The organism is Brevundimonas diminuta (assembly GCF_050310045.1).
GTDB lineage: Bacteria > Pseudomonadota > Alphaproteobacteria > Caulobacterales > Caulobacteraceae > Brevundimonas > Brevundimonas diminuta_F.
In genome coordinates this window covers 1487143-1501636 of the sequence record NZ_CP190005.1, presented here as the reverse complement: position 1 = coordinate 1501636, position 14494 = coordinate 1487143, and the positions used below count along the sequence as shown (strand labels likewise).

Genomic DNA, 14494 nt, shown 5'->3' with positions numbered 1-14494 from the left:
GGCTTTTTGCGGCGATTCGGGGCAGGGTCTGGTAGGCTTCGAACGGGGCAGGGGCAAGGCCCGCGTCAATCCGGTGGATCAGGGATCAGGTTACGCGCCATCAGCGCCATGAACAGGGTCCAGGGCAAGTCCTGGTGCCGCATCAGCACGCTTTCCGACAGACTGAGCAGCAGGAAGGCCGCCAGCCAGGCCAGACTCCAGTAGCCCTCGCGTCGCCCCTGACCGGACAGGCGCATCAGCACTGCCGCCGAAGTCACGGCGACAACGGCGCCCACCAGGCTGACGCCCGCCCAGCCCAGTTCCGCGCGCAGGTCCAGCCAGCCCTGGTGGGCCGACGGCACGCGCCAGCCGGTCTCATGCCGGATCCATTCCATTGGCTCCGAATGCGGCAGCCAGAACGCGCTGTAGCCATAGCCCAGCCACGGCCGACGCTCGGTCATGCGGGTGATGGCGTCCCAGATTTCGGTGCGGCCGGTCAGACTGGGGTCCTTGCCGAACAGGGCCAGTATCTCGACCGAGAACTCGCTCCACACCCAGAAGCCTCCGACCAGGGCGACGCCCAGACACCAGACGGCGATGACGCCGAACACCGGCCCTGTTCGCCGGATCAGGCGGCACAGAACGACCAGTCCGCCGCCCAGCATGGCCATGATCAGGGCGGTCTTGGACTGTGATCCCAACAGAGCCAGCGCGCACACCGCCATGGCCGCCAGCGCCAGCCGCCGGTCCCAAGCCTCGCCCGGCGCCGACCACAGGGCCGTGGCGGCGATCAGCCCGGCCGACATCAGCATCCCCAGCTGGTTCTTCTCATACCAGACGCCGCGCCACATGCCGGGGTTGGCCTCGTGGTGGATGCCGAAGCCGGGAAAGGCGAAGACGGCGATCAGGCTGCACAGGCCGAGAGTCAGAAAGGTCGCCGTCAGCATCCGGGGTAGGGCGGCGCCGCGAAAAACGGCGCCCAGATAGATGGCGAAGACCCCGGTCAGGCCCAGCGCCAGCACGCGCCGCTCCGTCACCTCCGGCGCCTGTGACCACAGGCTGGAGGCCAGCGCCAGGGCGATCATCAGCAACAGGGGAATGAAGGCGGGCCAGGCCGTCGCCATCCGCCGCGCGCGCCACCCGGCCAGCCCCAGGATCATCAGATAGACCGGCGGCCAGATCAGCCGCAGCACCGGCGTCTCCTGCTGATCGGGCGCGAAGATCGGCCCCAGCAGGGCGCCGGACAACAGGGTCAGGATCAGCCCCGCCGCCGCCTGTTCCCACAGGGTGGGGGCGTTACGGTCCGGGCGTAGAAGGGCGCTCGCCCCCGTCACGCCTTCTCCACGAAGGTGTCGATGACCTTCTTCTCGCCAGCCTTGTCGAAGTTCACGACCAGCTTGTTGCCCTCCACCGCCCGAACCTGACCATAGCCGAACTTCTGGTGGAACACCCGGTCGCCGCGCGCCCAGCCGGACGCCGCCTTGGGATCGGCCGTGGCGATCAGGCGGCCTTCGCCCTCGATCACCGCGCGGCGGGCATAGGCGGGCTTGGGCGTCTGGGCGGCGGTATAGGTCTGGGCGCGCTTCCAGCCGGGGCTGGAATAGCTGCCGCCGAACGACGGGGCGTCGTCCCAGCGGCTCTTGGCCTCCTTCATCCCGGTCGAGGCGCCGTAATAGCCGGTGTCCGACTGCGGCTCGACGTGTGCGATCGGCAGTTCATCGACAAAGCGGCTGGGCAGCTGAGAGGTCCAGCGGCCATAGACCATGCGGTTGGCGGCGAAGCTGATGCGCGCATCCTGCTTGGCGCGGGTGACGCCGACGTAGGCCAGGCGGCGTTCTTCCTCCAGGCCCTTCACGCCCTTCTCGTCTATGCTGCGCTGGCTGGGGAAGACGCCTTCCTCCCAGCCCGGCAGGAAGACCAGCGTGAACTCCAGCCCCTTGGCGCCGTGCAGCGTCATGATCTGCACCGAGCCTGAACCGTCGGCGTTCTCGTCGCGGCGCTCAAGGTCCATGACCAGTGAAACGTGTTCCAGATAGGCCTGCAACGTCTCGAACGACTGCATCGACTGGGTCAGTTCCTTCAGGTTGTCCAACCGCGTCTGGCCGCTGGTGCGGTCGGCCTTCTGCATGGCGGTGTATCCGCTCTCGTCCAGCAGGGTCTCCGTCACCTGCCAGTGCGGCGTGCCCATGGCCATCAGGTCGCGCCAGCGGTCCAGATCGCGCACGAAGTTGGCCAGCGGCGTGCGGGTGCGCGCCTGAAGCTCATCCGTCGTGATCAGATGGCGCACCGCCCGCATGGCCGAGACGCCGTTCTCGCGCGCGATGTGCAGGATCTTCTGGACGCTGGTGTCGCCGATGCCGCGCTTGGGCGTGTTGACGATGCGCTCGAAAGCCAGGTCGTCGTCCTCGGACTGGATCAGCCGCAGATAGGCGTGGGCGTCGCGGATTTCCGCCCGCTCGAAGAAGCGCGGCCCGCCGATGACGACATAGGGAATGGCCAGCATCAGGAAGCGTTCTTCAAACGCCCGCATCTGAAATGATGCGCGAACAAGAACAGCCATGTCCTTGTAATTCATGCCCTGCTTGCGCGCGGTCTCGATCTCGTCGGCGATCAGGCGGGCCTCGGCCTCGCCGTCCCAGACGCCGCGCACGCGCACCTTGTCGCCGCTGTCGTCCTCGGTCCACAGGGTCTTGCCCAATCGGTCCTGATTGGCCGCGATCAGGGCCGAGGCCGCGCCCAGGATGTGCTTGGTCGAACGGTAGTTGCGCTCCAGCCGGATGACCTTGGCGCCGGGGAAGTCGCGCTCGAACCGCAGGATGTTGTCCACCTCGGCCCCGCGCCAGCCATAGATCGACTGATCGTCGTCGCCGACGCAGCAGACATTGCCGGTCGACGACGTCAGCAGCCGCAGCCACAGATACTGGGCGACGTTGGTGTCCTGATATTCGTCCACGAGGATGTAGCGGAACCGGCGGCGGTATTCCTCCGCTAGATCAGCATGTTTCGACAGGATGGTGATGTTGTGCAGCAACAGATCGCCGAAGTCGCAGGCGTTCAGAGTCGCCAGCCGCGCCTGATAGGCGGCGTACAGCGTCGGGCCCTTGCCGTTGGCGAAGTCCTCGCCCGGCGGCAGCTTGTCGGGCGTCCAGCCGCGGTTCTTCCAGTGGTCGATCATATGGGCCAGCGACTTGGGCGTGAACCGCTTGGTGTCGATGTCAGCCGCTTCCAGAAGCTGCTTCAGCAGCCGCTCCTGATCGTCGGTATCCAGAATGGTGAAGCTGGACTTCAGCCCGACCAGTTCCGCATGGCGACGCAGGATCTGCGCCGCGACCGAGTGGAAGGTGCCCAGCCAGCGCAGACCCTCGGACGACGGGCCGATCAGGTGACCGATCCGTTCGCGCATCTCGCGCGCGGCCTTGTTGGTGAAGGTGACGACCAACAGCTCCCACGGCTTGGCCCGGCCGGTCGCCAGAATGTGCGCCAGGCGAGTGGTCAGGACGCGCGTCTTGCCCGTGCCCGCGCCCGCCAGCACCAGCACAGGCCCCTCGGTCGTCTCCACCGCCTCGCGCTGTTCGGGGTTCAGGCCCGACAGATAGTCGGCCGCTGGGCCTTGCGGAGTCTGGGCGCGGGCGAGGTCGGAAATGCGGGGGGCGGGCAGGTCGGTCACAGGGGCAAGCACTCGGCGGCGGCGGGACGGGCAGGGAACCCGCCGGAATCTGAAAGGGAGAACATAAGCAGCACAGCGGCCAAAGTCAGTCCCATTCGCACGGGTTGCGTCCGGAACCGCGCCTGTTGGTCTCCGTTTCCTTGAAACAGCGGCCATCAAGGGAGGATGTCTGATGGCGAAGATTTCCCGTGGCGGCGTCAATCCCGCTCTCGCCTTCATCATCGGCGCGCTAGTGATGGTCGTCGCCGTGCTGGCGTGGTTCCTGTTCGGGCGGGGCGAACCGACGCTTCCCGCAACGCCGAACCTGAATGTTGACATCACCGCGCCCGCGCCGCCTGATCTGCCCAAACCGGCCGCGCCGCCCACAGTGGTGGAAGGCTGAGGCGATGCAGGTCGCGCTCAAACGCGTCTATGAGCCGCCCTCGCCGACGGACGGGACGCGTATTCTTGTCGACCGGCTGTGGCCGCGCGGCCTGAGCAAGAAGAAGGCCCGCGTCGACCTGTGGCTGAAAGAGATCGCGCCGACGACCGAACTGCGCCGCTGGTTCGATCACGATCCGGAGAAATGGGCGGAGTTCCAGCACCGCTATCGGGCCGAGTTGGACGCCAACGCCGATGCCGTGTCCGAACTGAAGGCCGCGCTTTCTGACGGTCCGGCGACGCTGGTCTATGGCGCGAAGGACGAAGCGCACAACGACGCCGTCATGCTGGCGGACTATCTGTCAGAGAGATGAGAAACCTCGCTTCCCCCTAACGTCATCCCCGGGCTTGTCCCGGGGATCCATAGACTCAGGCATTCGTATTTATGCGCCGCGCTTCAATGGGGGCTCGTCGTGTTTATGGATTCTCGGGACAAGCCCGAGAATGACGACAGCGAGGGGGCGTTTAGGAACGGCGTCTCCAACCCTACTTCAGCCGATAGCTGATCGTCGTCACGACCCGCACCTTCTTGTTCGGCGTGCCGGCTTCATCGCCCGTGCCGTCGCGCGACAGGATCTCGAACGAGCCTTGCCCCGCCGTTTTGATCGGTCCCAGCGGTGCGCCGGAATCCTTGGCGAACTGTTCGGCGCCGCTGCGGGCGGCGGCGGTGGCCTCGGCGATCATGGCGGGACGCACGTTATTCAGCTTGGTGAAGATGTAGGACGGGCCGTTGAAGTCCTGCAGCACCACGCCCTGACGCACCAGATCGTTCAGATTGCGCGTGGTGGTCTGGACCCGGTCCACGTCCGTGGTGCGCACGATGACCGTCTGGGTCAGGATGAAACGCGGCCCGCCGGTCTGGCTCATGTATTCGCGCGAGCGGGTGTCGGCCACGCCCAGTTGGCCCAGATCCACGGCGTCGTCGGCATAGCCCTGCGCCTTCAGGAACTGACGCACGATGGCCAGATCGCCGTCGATGCGCGCCTGAACCTCTGACAGCACATCGCCCGAGGCGGTGAAGCGGATCGGCAGCACGGCCAGATCGGCCTTCACGTCCTTTTCCGCCAGGCCGCGCACGGTGACGGAGCGGTCGCCCGCGCGCGCATTGACTACGCCCTGACCGATCAGCGCGCCGCCGCCGATCAGCCCGAGCGCGACGAGGCCGCCGAAGACGGCGGCGGGAATCAGACGATTTCTGTCGATACGGATGTCGCTCATGGCGTCTTCTCTTCTGCGAAGCTGTGGTCGCCGCCGGCCCATTGCAGGGCCAGTATGCGGCAGGCGGAGGCGAGGGGACGGCGGCCTCGCCAGGCGTCGATGCGGATCAGCAGGCCGGACCGGCTCAGCGCCAATTCGACCGCGACAGCGTCCAGCACGGCCCAGAACTCAGGCTCCAGCGCCACCGATGTGGCGTGGCCGGACAGCAGCACCGATCGTTTGACGAGGCCGCCCAAGGTTTAGCGCACGCCCACCATGACGATCTCGACGCTGTTCGGCGCGCCGCGCGTCAACACCGAGTGGCGCGTGTCCGTGGCGAAACGCAGGGCGCCGGACGGATCGTGGATTTCAGCACGGGCGGCGTATTCCATGCGGCTGTCGATTCTGTCGTTCGGCACTGACAGGACGACGTTATAGGGCGGGGCGCGGCCTTCCAGCGGCTGGCTGACCTCGGCGATGACGCGGGCGGGCGCGTCGGCGCGGCTGACGTCCTCGACCTTGACGGTCAGAACGTGGCCGGGCGGCAGCATGATGCGCTCGCGATAAAGGGCGCTGACCTGAACTTGCGTTGTGTCTTTGGATGATTCCGGCAGGGTGGAGCAGGCGGCGGCCATCAGGGCCGGAACCAGAACGAGCGGGGCAAGATGTGAGCGCATCGGCGTCTCCATTGAGAGGGGCAGCGTAGCAGAACGCGCCAGCGTCACATATGGCTGCAACAGTTGAGAGACGGCGCAATAAAGCGGTGCTATCGCGGTTTTCCGTTTTCGCCCTGTCGAGTCTCCCTGCGTGTCCCAGCCCGAAACGCCATCGCCTGAAAGCGGATCATCGCCTGTCGTATCGCCCGCCGCCCTGGCCCTTGGCGGCGTCGGGGTCTGCGCCCTGATCTGGGGCACGACATGGTACGCCATCACCTTCCAACTCGGCGCGGTCGATCCGGTGATTTCAGTGGTGCTGCGGTTCGGTATCGCCTCGGCCCTGCTGGCGCTGATCGTCAAGGCGACCGGCGGGCGGCTGGCCCTGACGCGGGCTCAACATATGGCGGCGATGGCGCAGGGGCTGTTCTCCTTCGGCATCAGCTACGCCTTTGTCTATGCCTCCGAGGAGAAGATCGCCTCGGCGGTGGTGGCGGTGATCTTCGCGGCTTTGGCCTTCCTGAACCTGATCCTGTTCCGTGTCGCCTCGGGCCAGAAGGCCGCCGTCGCCGCATGGCTGGGCGCCGGGCTGGGCGTGGTCGGCGTCGGCGTCCTGTCGGCGGGCGAAGTGATGGGCGCAGGTCTCGGCGTCCACGCCGTCGCGGGCGTCAGCTTCGCCGTGATCGCCGTCTTCGCCTCGGCTTTCGGCAACTGGTTCGCATGGCGCGGGCAGCAGGCGGGGTCTCAGGTGCTGCCGTCGACCGCCTGGGCCATGGCCTATGGCGCAGGCTCGCTGACCCTCTACGCCCTCGTAACCGGCGTTTCGTGGTCGGTGGCGTGGAGCCCGGCCTATGTGATCTCCCTGCTGTATCTGGCGGTGTTCGGCTCGGTCATCGCCTTTGGCCTGTATTTCACCATCGCACGGGCGAGGGGGTATGCGACCGCCAGCTATATCTCGGCCCTGACGCCGCCGATCGCCATGCTGGTGTCGGTAATGTTCGAGGGCGCCCGCTTCGGCGTTCTGGCTTTCGTGGGGCTGGCCCTGGTGCTGGCGGGGCAGGTGTTCCTGATCCGCGCGCCCAAGCGTTCGGCGGCCTGATCAGGCGGCGCCGGTCGCGATCGGCGCATCCGCCCGCGCGCCCCATTCGGCCCATGATCCGTCATAGAGCCTCGACGACCGCCCCAGCACGGTCAGCCCCAGCGTCAGGATCGCCGCCGTCACGCCCGAACCGCAGCTGGTGATGACGGGCCGCTCCAGATCGACGCCCGCCGCGCGGAAGGCGTCTTCCAGCGCCGCGCCCTGCTTCAACGTCCCGTCCGCGTTCAGCAGGCTGGAGAAGGGCAGGTTCAGCGCCCCCGGCATGTGTCCGGCCCGCACGCCGGGGCGAGGCTCGGCCGCTTCACCCCGGAAACGCGCGGCGCCGCGCGCATCGACGATCTGAAGACCATCAGCCAGCGCCGCGCCGACCTGATCGAAGTCCGCCACAGCCTCGGCGTCGAACCGCGCCTCGAACCGCGCAGGGGCGGGCGTTTCGCCGGCGCTGCTCTCCACAGTCCGCTCCTCGGCCTTCCATTTGGGCAGGCCGCCATCCAGCACGCGCACGCGCTTGGCCCCCATCGTCCGCAGCGTCCACCAGACCCGCGCCGCCGAGAACAGCCCTTGCGCGTCATAGACGACGATGTCGTCCGTCTCGCCGACGCCCAGCGCGCCCATCGCCTCGGCGAAGGCGTCCGGCGTGGGCAGCATATGCGGATAGGGGCTATCCCGATCCGACACCGCCTCCAGATCGAAGAAGACGGCGCCCGGCAGCCGCTCGCGCTCGAAATCGGCTCGCGCGTCACGACCATCCAGCCACCAGCTGGCGTCGATGATCCGCAGGTCCGCCGCGCCCATCAGCGAGGCCAGCGCTTCGGTTGAAATCAACGGCGTGTCGGTCTGGGTCATTTCGTCAGCCTATCATGATCACACGGCCGATGGTCAGCGCCTGAGTCGCCGGATAAGTTGCGAAAACGCATCCGCGACGCCACCTGTCCGACTTACAAGTCGCGGCACAGGCCCGCGAAGCACAGTTGACCATAGTCGAAAGCGCCGCCGTGACCTCTCCCAACGCCGTCATCACCCTGTCCGAAGGCCTCAAGAAACCCGTCGTCATCGGCGGCGGCGCCCGCATCGTCTTCATCGCCGGTCCTTGCCAGATGGAGAGCCGCCAGCACGCGCTGGAGACCGCCCACCAGTTGAAGGAGATCGGCGAGCGCCTGGACCTCGGCATCATCTACAAGACCAGCTTCGACAAGGCGAACCGCACCAGCGCCAGCGCCGCGCGCGGCATCGGCCTGAAGGACGCCCTGCCGATCTTCGCCGAAATCCGTGAAGTCACCGGCCTGCCGACCCTGACCGACGTCCACTCCGAAGCTCAGTGCGCGGGCGTGGCCGAGGCCGTCGACGTGCTGCAGATCCCGGCCTTCCTGTCGCGCCAGACCGACCTGCTGCTGGCCGCCGCCGCCACGGGCAGAGCGATCAACATCAAGAAGGGTCAGTTCCTTGCCCCGTGGGACATGAAGAACGTCATCGCCAAGGTCACGGGCGCGGGCAACCCCAACGTCATGGCCTGCGAGCGCGGCGCCAGCTTCGGCTACAACACCCTGGTCAGCGACATGCGCGCCCTGCCTGTGCTGCGCGAGATCGGCTGTCCGGTGGTGTTCGACGCGACCCACAGCGTCCAGCAGCCGGGCGGGCAGGGCACGTCCTCGGGCGGCCAGCGCGAGTTCGTGCCGGTGCTGGCCCGCGCCGCCGTCTCGGTCGGCGTCGACGCCGTCTTCATGGAGACGCACGAAGATCCAGACAACGCCCCCTCGGACGGCCCCAACATGGTGCCGCTCAGCCAGTTCGAGGCTCTGGCCGCCGAACTGATCGCCTTTGACGACCTGGCCATCAAGCTGGGTCACAAGGGGCCGATGGCGAAGACGGCGTGAATCCGCTAGTTCGGCGTCATGGCTGAACGTTCTCTTGATCTCGGCGCCCTGCAGTCCCTGCTGGAGCGCGTGCGCGACCTGAAGGTCGCCTGCGTCGGCGATCTGATGCTGGATCGCTATGTCTATGGCGAGGTCAGCCGCATCTCGCCCGAGGCGCCGATCCCCATCCTGCGCGCGCGCCGCACAGTGGCCATGCCCGGCGGCGTGGGCAACGTCGCCCGTAACGTCGCGGCGCTGGGCGGTCAGGCCCGTCTGGGCGCCGTGGCGGGCGATGACGCGGCAGGCGCCGAATTGGCCGGTCTGATCGCCGCCGAGGAGCGGATCGAGGACGCCCTGATCCGTCCTGAAGGCGCGGCCACCATCGTCAAGACGCGCTTCGTCGCCGCCGGCCAGCAACTTCTGCGTCTGGACGACGAGACCGCGACCCATTCCGGCTATGCCGACAAGGCGGTGTTCCGAGGCGCGGGCGCCATCCTGCTGTCCGATTACGCCAAGGGCGTGGTGGATGACGGCGCCATTCAGGCGGCGCTGTGGGCCGGAGCCGAATACGGCGCGCCGGTCATCGTCGATCCCAAGGGCCGCGACTTCGCCCGCTATGGCGCGGTGGATGTCATCAAGCCGAACGCCAGCGAACTGGCAGGCGCCACCGGCCTGCCGACCGAGACGGATGAACAGGTCGAGGCGGCGCTGGCCGCCCTGCTGGCCTCGACGACCGCCAAGGCCGTCATCGTCACCCGCGCGGGCAAGGGCATGACGCTGGCGCGACGCGGCGGCGGCGTCACCCACTTCCCTGGCCGGGCGCGCGAAGTGTTTGACGTCTCGGGCGCAGGCGATACCTGCCTCGCCGCCCTCGGGCTGGCGTTGGGCGCAGGCGCGACGTTGGAGCAGGCGGTGCAGTTCGCCATCCTGGCGTCCGGCGTGGTCGTGGGCAAGAGCGGCACCGCCGTCGTCACGCCCGCCGAACTGATCGAGGCCGAGATGAGCCAGCACGCGGCCCTGGCCCAGTCCAAGGTCACGCCGCTGGACGAGCTGGCCGATCAGGTCGAGGCGTGGAAGCGTCAGGGCCTGAAGGTCGGCTTCACCAACGGCTGCTTCGACATCCTGCACCGCGGCCACGTCGCCTATCTGGCCCAGGCGCGCGGCTGGTGCGACCGGTTGGTGGTGGCGCTGAACACCGACGCCTCGGTGCGCCGCCTGAAGGGCGAGGGACGTCCGGTCAACGATCTGGACAGCCGCGCCGCCGTCATCGGCGGTCTGGCCAGCGTCGATCGCGTCACCGCCTTCGACGACCCGACGCCCATCGCCCTGATCGAGCGGCTGAAGCCCGATGTGCTGATCAAGGGCTCGGACTACACCAAGGACAAGGTGGTCGGCGCCGCCGAGGTCGAAAGCTGGGGCGGCGAAGTCCGTCTGGCCGACTTCGCTAACGGCTATTCCACGACGAAGACCATCGAGAAGATGAGCGGAGACAAGGCATGAGCCCCTCAAGCAGCGTAGCGGTAGGGGAACAAAAATGACGCCGCGCATGATCGTTGTGACCGGCGGCGCGGGCTTCATCGGCTCCAACATCGTCGCCCGCCTGTGCGAGAGCGGCGCCTGGGACGTGGTCGTCTGCGACCGGCTGGAGACGGCCGACCTCGCCAAGTGGAAGAACATCGCCAAGCACCCCATCGCTGATCTGTGGGCGCCCGAGGAGCTGTTCGACCAGCTGGAGCGTCACGCTGACCGCATCGAGGCGGTGATCCACATGGGCGCCATCTCCTCGACGACGGAGCCAGACGCCGACCTGATCCTGCGCACCAACTTCAGCCTGTCGCGCGACATCTGGGACTGGTGCGCTGTGCGGAACGTGCGGATGATCTACGCCTCTTCGGCGGCTACCTACGGCGACGGCGAGGCCGGGTTCGAGGACCGCGACGATCCTGAGAGCCTGAATGCGCTGCGCCCGCTAAACGCCTATGGCTATTCGAAATATCTGTTCGACCAATATGCTGTGCGTCAGGCCGATCGTGACGAGGCGCCGCCTCAGTGGGCCGGGCTGAAGTTCTTCAACGTCTATGGCCCGAACGAAGGGCACAAGGGCGGCATGAAGTCGGTCGTCGCCCAGATCTGGCCCAAGGTGCAGGCGGGTGAGACGGTCAGCCTGTTCCGCTCGCACAACCCCAACTACCCCGACGGCGGACAACTGCGCGACTTCGTCTTCGTCGACGACGTGGTCAACATCATCCTGTGGCTGCTTGAGCGCGAGGACATCTCGGGCGTGTTCAACGCCGGATCGGGGCAGGCGCGCTCCTTCGCCGATCTGGCGCGGGCTACTTTCGCGGCGGTAGGAAAGGAAGCCTCCATCGCCTATGTGGACATGCCCGAGGCGATCCGCGACCGCTATCAGTACTTCACCGAAGCCAGCATGGATCGCATCCGCGCCCTCGGCTACGGCGGCCAGTCGACGCCGCTGGAGGAAGGCGTGCGCCGCTACGTCCAGGACTACCTGGCCCAGACGGACCAATACCGCTGATGCGGCCCCGGCTGACCTTTCGCCAGTGGGTCGGCTACACCGGCTTTGCGCTGATCCTGCTGCTGACGGCGGCGGTGGCGGTCTGGCGCGGCGACATCCTGCGCGCCGGGCTGGACCCGAAGATCCCGTTCCAGACCTATAAGCCGCCCGCCGCACCCGACTACAGCGACAGCAAGGCATGGGCGCTGCTGGACGCACGCGCGTCAGGCGCCGGTCGGGCCCACGTCTTCTTCATCCATTCCACCACCTATGACGGCGGCAGCGATTGGAACGGCGCCATCGACGACCGCCGCGCCGTGGCCAAGCTGAGCGCAGTGGTCCTGCCCAACCATGCCGGGCCGTTCGCCGCTGCGGGCGATGTCAGCGCGCCGCTCTACCGTCAGGCCAGTCTCTATAGCCGTCTGACCCTGCGCGAAGACGCGCGCGAGGCGCGGGCCTTCGCCTATGGCGATGTGAAGGCGGCTTTCGAGACATGGCTGGCTCTGAACCCTGACGGCCCGATCATCCTGGCCGGGGTGGAGCAGGGCGCCGATCTGGCCGATCGCCTGTTGCATGAACGCATCGCCCGCGACCCGACGCTCCGCTCACGTCTTGTGGGGGTCTATCTGATCGAAGGCGTAACGCCGGCCAGCCGATTCACCGACATGCCCCTGTGTCGTTCTGCCGATGAAACCGGATGCGTTCTGGCGTGGCGCTCCGTCGAACAGAATGCTGAAGGCGAGGCCAAGCGTATCCGTCGCCGCGCCCTGACATGGAATGAGCGCGGCGCTCTTGTAGAGGTTTCAGGCGCGCCGATCGCCTGCGTTAATCCTGTGACCGGATCGGTCGACGCCCCCGTGTCCGAAGCACGTGAAAGCCGGGGCGCCACCAACGCGACCAATCTGGAATGGGGCGCCCGACCCGCCTTCCAGCGCCGACTGGTCGCGGCCGAGTGCCGTGACGGCATCCTGTGGCGTTCACGTCTGAACTCGGAATCCTTCCGCGACGCCGGCTCATGGGCCGACCAGCGCCGGATTGCGCCTTTCAATCTCTTTTATGCGGATGTCGAAGCGGACGCCCTTCGGCGCCTTAAGGCCTGGCAAGAGCGTCAGACTGCGCCTGTCGCCTGAACTGGCGCTCGGCGCAACCCGCCTGGTTCGGACTCAGACCTGCGCTATGTTAAGGGCCGCCATCAGGGCGTCGCGGATGGCTGCGTCGGTGAAGGGTTTCTGGACGGTAGGGTTGCCCCGCCACTCTTCAGGCAGCCCGCTCTCACCATAGCCTGTCGAGAAGACGAAGGGGATGCCGCGAGCCTTCAGCGCTGACGCCACAGGGAAGACTTCCTGCCCGGCCACATTGACGTCCAGCAGGGCGGCGTCCAACTGGACGTCGCTGGCCACGACGCGCAGGCCGTCTCCGATATTGGATTCCGGTCCGACCACCATGCAGCCCAGGTCGCTCAGAATGGCCTCCAGCAGCATGGCCACCAGCGATTCATCTTCCACAATCAGCACGCGGCGGCCGGAAAGCGCATGGGTCATAGGGTTTCCGTTTCCATAGGCAAGCTGATTTCGGCGCAGAATCCTTCGGGACGATATGACAGACTTACGTCGCCGTGCAGATCGTGACGCACGTTGCGCTCTATCAGGCGGGTGCCGAAACCGCGGCGTACCGGTTCTGGGATAGGGGCGCTGCCTGTTTCGCGCCAACAGATTTCGAGGCGAGGCGAGTTGTGATCGGCCAGCCTCCACCTGACTTCGACGTACCCGTCGGCGCAGGACAGGGCTCCGTATTTGGCGGCGTTGGTGGCCAGTTCGTGAAAGATCATGCCCAGAGAAACCGCTCGCGCCGGCGACAGGGCGACATGCGGTCCTTGCAGGCTCAGACGCCCCGAACCATGGGCCTTGGTTTCATGTTCCAGCACGGCGCGAAGATCGGCGCCTTCCCAGTGGCTGCGTGTCAGCAGGTCGTGTGTATGGGACAGGGCCAGGATGCGTGACTGAAACGCCTGGGCGAAAGATCCGGGATCGGCATGGGTGCGCGCTGTCTGCATGGCGATCGATTGAACCGTGGCCAGGGTATTCTTCACCCGATGGTTCAACTCGTCGATCATCAGCTTCTGTCGCTCGGCGGCCAGCACGACCTCCGTGACATCATGGCCCTGTACGAAAATGCCGATGATCCTGAGATCTTCGTCGCGAATGGGCTGGTAGGCGAAATCGATATAGCGGTTGTCCAGAGGCCCGTCCTGCGTATGCCGAAGGGTGAAGGCCCTCTGTCGCCCATAAACCGGCTCCCCCGTTTCATAGACGTCGTTGAGGAAGTCCAGGTGCCCCTGGCTGCCCAACTCCGGCAGGGCGTCACGAACCGACAGGCCCAGGATTTCGCGATGGCTGACCAGCCGATAGCAGGCCTCATTGCAGAACTGGATGATGTGATCCGGGCCGTTCAGCACCGCGACGAAGCCCGGAGCGTTCATCAGCATGTCGGTGATCTGGCGATGTTCGGCTTCAAGGCGCTGGTGGTTGGCCTCGATCTTCATGGCGCGCTGGAAAATTCCGCTTCGGGCAATGGCGTCCAGAGCGGTCCTGGCGTCCACGGGGCGGCTTGAAGTGTCCGGGGTATCGCGATCGGAGCGAAATTCAAGGACATCCGTGATATCGGTGCTGTCCTGCAGAATATGGGTGACCTGTCCGCGCTCATCCTTGATCGGGGTGTGGGTGCAACTCCAGTAGCGGTCGATCAGGGCGCGCCCGCCGTCAGCCTGCGCGCGCATCATCGGATGATGCAGGACGGCCAGATGGTCCGGCTCTCCCGTTTTGATCACCTTGTCGATGGACGCTTTCATACGGGCGTTGGCGGCGCGGCTGTTTTCATCATCGCCAGGCGCGAAGAAATCCAGCAGGCTGTGGCCGACCAATTCTTCGCGCTCACGCTGAATGACGCCGAGATAGGCCTGGTTCATTCCGATGAACCGCAGGTCGCGGTCTATCAACGCATAAGGGTTGGGAGAGGAATCGAACGCCGCCACCAGATCAATTTTTTGGGCGACCCGTTGCAAACTTCATCCCCTGCTTCGCTGCGTCCCTAACGCGCGATACGCTGAAACGG

15 protein-coding genes are annotated in these 14494 nt (G+C 66.5%); 7 read left to right on the top strand and 8 right to left on the bottom strand.

The features are described 5' to 3' along the window. Positions 1 to 65 precede the first annotated feature (65 nt). Both ACORJG_RS07305 and ACORJG_RS07300 read right to left on the bottom strand, forming a co-directional pair. The gene (locus tag ACORJG_RS07305; protein ID WP_427792757.1) at positions 66 to 1313 is read right to left on the bottom strand and encodes an O-antigen ligase family protein; all 1248 of its coding nucleotides are present in this window, start codon (positions 1311 to 1313) and stop codon (positions 66 to 68) included. After that, a complete protein-coding gene (locus ACORJG_RS07300; protein ID WP_427792755.1) occupies positions 1310 to 3658 on the bottom strand; it encodes a UvrD-helicase domain-containing protein in 2349 nt (782 codons plus the stop codon). Before ACORJG_RS07300 ends, ACORJG_RS07305 begins: the two co-directional genes overlap by 4 nt. A 160-nt stretch (positions 3659 to 3818) precedes the next feature. On the opposite strand from ACORJG_RS07300, the gene ACORJG_RS07295 reads away from it, so the two are divergent. Together ACORJG_RS07295 and ACORJG_RS07290 are read left to right on the top strand one after the other, a co-directional pair. Continuing rightward, positions 3819 to 4028: a hypothetical protein gene (locus ACORJG_RS07295; RefSeq protein WP_427792753.1), complete on the top strand. Its 210-nt coding sequence runs from the start codon at positions 3819 to 3821 to the stop codon at positions 4026 to 4028. Between the two features lie 4 nt (positions 4029 to 4032). After that, a complete protein-coding gene (locus ACORJG_RS07290) occupies positions 4033 to 4380 on the top strand; it encodes a DUF488 domain-containing protein (RefSeq protein WP_427792751.1) in 348 nt (115 codons plus the stop codon). Between the two features lie 172 nt (positions 4381 to 4552). Here ACORJG_RS07290 and ACORJG_RS07285 read toward each other — a convergent pair whose 3' ends face one another. From ACORJG_RS07285 to ACORJG_RS07275, 3 genes are read right to left on the bottom strand one after another with little or no spacing between them, the layout of a single operon-like run. Next, positions 4553 to 5284 (bottom strand): SIMPL domain-containing protein, encoded by a 732-nt coding sequence (locus ACORJG_RS07285; RefSeq protein ID WP_427792749.1) that lies wholly within the window; start codon positions 5282 to 5284, stop codon positions 4553 to 4555. Then, a complete protein-coding gene (locus ACORJG_RS07280; protein ID WP_427792748.1) occupies positions 5281 to 5520 on the bottom strand; it encodes a ribbon-helix-helix domain-containing protein in 240 nt (79 codons plus the stop codon). Before ACORJG_RS07280 ends, ACORJG_RS07285 begins: the two co-directional genes overlap by 4 nt. Positions 5521 to 5523: 3 nt before the next feature. After that, positions 5524 to 5940, bottom strand: a complete 417-nt coding sequence (locus tag ACORJG_RS07275) for a YbaY family lipoprotein (RefSeq protein WP_427792747.1) — start codon at positions 5938 to 5940, stop codon at positions 5524 to 5526. A 130-nt stretch (positions 5941 to 6070) separates the two neighbouring features. Between ACORJG_RS07275 and ACORJG_RS07270 the strand changes: the two genes are divergently transcribed. Then, positions 6071 to 7015, top strand: coding sequence for a DMT family transporter (locus tag ACORJG_RS07270; protein ID WP_427792746.1), 945 nt, complete (start codon positions 6071 to 6073; stop codon positions 7013 to 7015). Here ACORJG_RS07270 and sseA read toward each other — a convergent pair whose 3' ends face one another. Continuing rightward, positions 7016 to 7861, bottom strand: coding sequence for a 3-mercaptopyruvate sulfurtransferase (gene sseA, locus ACORJG_RS07265; RefSeq protein ID WP_427792744.1), 846 nt, complete (start codon positions 7859 to 7861; stop codon positions 7016 to 7018). A gap of 131 nt (positions 7862 to 7992) precedes the next feature. Here sseA and kdsA point away from each other — a divergent pair, with 131 nt between their 5' ends. The 4 genes from kdsA to ACORJG_RS07245 are packed head-to-tail and all read left to right on the top strand — an operon-like array spanning position 7993 to position 12513. Beyond that, on the top strand, positions 7993 to 8889 hold the full coding sequence (kdsA, locus tag ACORJG_RS07260) for a 3-deoxy-8-phosphooctulonate synthase (RefSeq protein ID WP_427792992.1): 897 nt from the start codon (positions 7993 to 7995) through the stop codon (positions 8887 to 8889). An 18-nt stretch (positions 8890 to 8907) separates the two neighbouring features. Beyond that, positions 8908 to 10368, top strand: coding sequence for a D-glycero-beta-D-manno-heptose 1-phosphate adenylyltransferase (rfaE2, locus tag ACORJG_RS07255; protein ID WP_427792743.1), 1461 nt, complete (start codon positions 8908 to 8910; stop codon positions 10366 to 10368). A gap of 34 nt (positions 10369 to 10402) precedes the next feature. Beyond that, a complete protein-coding gene (rfaD, locus tag ACORJG_RS07250; RefSeq protein ID WP_427792741.1) occupies positions 10403 to 11404 on the top strand; it encodes an ADP-glyceromanno-heptose 6-epimerase in 1002 nt (333 codons plus the stop codon). Continuing rightward, positions 11404 to 12513: a DUF3089 domain-containing protein gene (locus tag ACORJG_RS07245; protein WP_427792740.1), complete on the top strand. Its 1110-nt coding sequence runs from the start codon at positions 11404 to 11406 to the stop codon at positions 12511 to 12513. The genes rfaD and ACORJG_RS07245 overlap by 1 nt, the downstream gene beginning before the upstream one ends. Before the next feature lie 33 nt (positions 12514 to 12546). Here the strand turns inward: ACORJG_RS07245 and ACORJG_RS07240 are convergent, their stop codons facing one another. Further along, positions 12547 to 12924 carry a response regulator gene (locus ACORJG_RS07240; RefSeq protein ID WP_427792738.1) on the bottom strand — a complete coding sequence of 126 codons (378 nt, stop codon included), beginning with the start codon at positions 12922 to 12924 and terminating at the stop codon, positions 12547 to 12549. After that, positions 12921 to 14444 carry an HWE histidine kinase domain-containing protein gene (locus ACORJG_RS07235; protein ID WP_427792736.1) on the bottom strand — a complete coding sequence of 508 codons (1524 nt, stop codon included), beginning with the start codon at positions 14442 to 14444 and terminating at the stop codon, positions 12921 to 12923. Before ACORJG_RS07235 ends, ACORJG_RS07240 begins: the two co-directional genes overlap by 4 nt. Between the last annotated feature and the right edge of the window lie 50 nt (positions 14445 to 14494).